The sequence below is a fragment of the Mesorhizobium sp. M2A.F.Ca.ET.067.02.1.1 genome, assembly GCF_004023285.1.
Classification (GTDB): domain Bacteria; phylum Pseudomonadota; class Alphaproteobacteria; order Rhizobiales; family Rhizobiaceae; genus Mesorhizobium.
Map to the genome: position 1 here is coordinate 1 of NZ_RZSB01000741.1, position 2,987 is coordinate 2,987.

Consider the following 2,987-nt stretch of genomic DNA (forward strand, 5'->3'; position numbering starts at 1 on the left):
CGGCTGCCGCTCTGGGCGGTCGCGGCCGCCGCGGCGACGCTGGTCACGGCGGCCTTCTTCGGGCTGCGGGTGCTGATCACCGATGAAGGCGACGCGACGGCGGGAGAGTTGCTGGCGCTCAACCCCTCGACGCCCGTCACCATCGAGCGCGCCAGCGTGGCGGCGCCCACTGAGCCGGCGCAAGCCGCCCCGCCGCCGCCAGCGGTTCCGGACACCGCCCAGATCGACCGTGTCCGCGCCGCCCTTGCCAAGGAGATCGCCGGCGGCGGACTGAGCGTCGGCGAGAAGGGCGCGTTCATCGTCATCGAGATCAACAACCAGCTTCTGTTCGCGCCCGGCCAGGCGGAGCCGAAGCCGCAGTTCCAGCCGGTCGCGGCCGATATCGCCACCGTGCTCGATGCTGAGCCTGGACCGATCAACATCATTGGACACACCGACAATGTGAAACCGAAGAAGTCCAGCACGTTCAAATCGAATTTCGACCTCTCGGTCGCTCGCGCCAAGGCCGTGCAGGCGATGATGGCCAAGCAGGTGAAGGATCCGTCGCGGCTCAGTGCCGACGGCAAGGGCGAGGACGAACCGATCGCCGACAATGGCACGGCGGACGGCCGTGCCAAGAACCGCCGCGTCGACGTGATGATCCCGAAACAGGAGATTTTGCAGACCAGCGCGGCGGAGAACGGCGGCTGATGCGCTGGATGCGGCGGATCTTCAGCCTGGCTGCGCTCGCCGGTTTCTCGGCGGCGATCTGGTATGCCGGACCGCTGATCCGCTTCGCCGATACGCGCCCGCTTGGTCCAGTGTGGCTGAGGGCCACGATCATCGGCGTCACCGTTGCGGCGCTCGCGCTGTTCTACGGGATCCGCTTCTGGCAGCGGCGGAAGGCGCAGAAGGCGCTCGAAGCGGCCATCGCGCGCAGCGATGAACGCAACGACGATTCCCAGGTGCTCGAAGCACGCATGAGCGAAGCCATCGCGACGCTGAAGCGGACGAGCGGCAAGCGCAATATCCTCTATGACATTCCCTGGTACATCATCATCGGCCCGCCCGGTGCCGGCAAGACGACGGCGCTGGTCAATTCCGGGCTGAAATTCCCGCTTGCCGGCTCTGGCAGCGCGCAGCCGGTGGCCGGCGTCGGCGGCACGCGGTCCTGCGACTGGTGGTTCACCGACGAGGCGGTGCTGATCGACACGGCCGGCCGCTACACGACGCAGGAGGCGGACCGCGAGCGCGACAGAGCGAGCTGGCTCTCCTTCCTGGGACTGCTGAAGAAGCACCGCACCAGGCAGCCGATCAACGGCGTCATCCTGGCCATCAGCCTGTCGGATCTCATCGGCTTCGACGACCGGCAGCTCGACGAGCATGTCACCGAAATCAGGAGCCGCCTGCGCGAATTGCACCAGACGCTGAAGATCCAGTTCCCGGTCTATCTGCTGTTCACCAAGGCCGATCTCGTCGCCGGCTTCATGGATTATTTCGGCGATTTCGACGAGGCGCGCCGGCGCAAGGTGTGGGGCGCGACGTTCCAGACCGCGGACCGCACCAAAAACATGGCCGGCGAGGCGCCCGGATCCTTCGACGAGTTGGCCAAGCGGCTCGCCGAAGAGGTCGCCGACCGCCTGCAGGAAGAGACCGACCCCGTGGCGCGGATTGCGCTGTTCGGCTTTCCGGCGCAGTTCGGCGCGCTGAAGAACCGGATAACGCAGTTCATCGGCAGCCTGTTCGACACATCGCGCAGCCAGGTTAACGTCAGCCTGCGCGGGCTCTATTTCTCGTCGGGCACGCAGGAAGGAACGCCCTTCGACCAGGTGCTGGGCGCGATCGGCCGCAGTTTCGGCAGCGCTTCGCAGGCGCATCTTTCGGGCGCCGGCAAAAGCTTCTTCCTACACGATCTGCTGACCAAGGTGATCTTCCCGGAATCCGGCTGGGTATCGTTCGACCGGGCGGCCGAGCGCCGCATCCGGCTCGCCAGGTTCGGCGGACTGGCGGCGATCGCGCTGGCAGCCTTGGCGGCGCTCGGCGTGCTGGGCCTCAGCTTCTTCGCCAACAGAGAGCTGATCGCCTCCACAAGGCAAGCCATTGCGCATTATCGCGACAGCGCCGACAGCCTGTTGAAGAGCACCACGGTGACCGACGTCGACCTCGAAAACGTCATCGGCCCGCTCGACCAGCTGCGCAACCTGCCGGCCGGCTTCGAAAATGGCGACCAGGGCAGGCCGATCGAGGAGACGTTCGGGCTCAGCCAGCGCGAGAGGCTGCTGTCGGCCTCCAAGACCGCCTACCGGCAGGCACTGGAGCGCAGCTTCCAATCGCGGCTGCTGGTGCAGGCCGAGCGGACGATCCAAGCCAGGATGGCCGATCCGATCGCGCTTTACGAGCCGCTCAAGATCTACCTGATGCTGGGCGGCAAGGCGCCCAAGGTCGACGACGAGCTGATCGTCTCGTGGATGAAGCAGGACTGGGAGGAAAACCGCTACCCCGGCGAGAACAACCGCGAGGGACGCGCGCAGCTTGAAAAGCATCTGCGCGCCATGCTTGCGCTCGACGACGCCTACGATCCAACCTTCGCGCTCAACCAGCCGCTGGTCGAGGCCGCGCAGCGCTCGCTCGGCCGCATGAGCCTCGCCGACCGCGCCTTTGCGCAGATCAAGTCGGCGGTCTACGCGGCGAGGCTGCAGGATTTCTCCGTCGCCGCGAAAGCCGGTCCGGAAGCGCAGCTGTTGTTCGAGCGCATCGACGGCAGCGAGCTCGCCGATCTCCACGTCCCCGGCCTTTACACGCGTGCCGGGTTCAACCGCTTCTTCCTGCCGCAGCTGTCGCGCATCGCGCAGATGCTCGTCGACGACCGGTGGGTGCTCGGCGGCGGCGGCGAATTCCTTGCCGTAGCGGTCGATGAGTTCGGGACCGAGCTTGGGCAGGTCCTGGTCGATACCGCCCTGTTCGCCGCCGCCGCCGAGCACCCACCGGTCGTCGACGAGCATCTGCGC

2 protein-coding genes are annotated in these 2,987 nt (G+C 66.7%); both read left to right on the forward strand.

Translation table 11 applies throughout. The annotated features are described in order from the left end of the window. The coding region (gene tssL, locus EOA28_RS31030) for a type VI secretion system protein TssL, long form (protein WP_128315625.1) at positions 1–690 on the forward strand (690 nt) is incomplete at its 5' end. After that, positions 690–2,987, forward strand: a 2,298-nt coding sequence (tssM, locus tag EOA28_RS31035) for a type VI secretion system membrane subunit TssM (protein WP_189342277.1), incomplete at its 3' end; no start/stop codon positions are given. The genes tssL and tssM, both read left to right, overlap by 1 nt.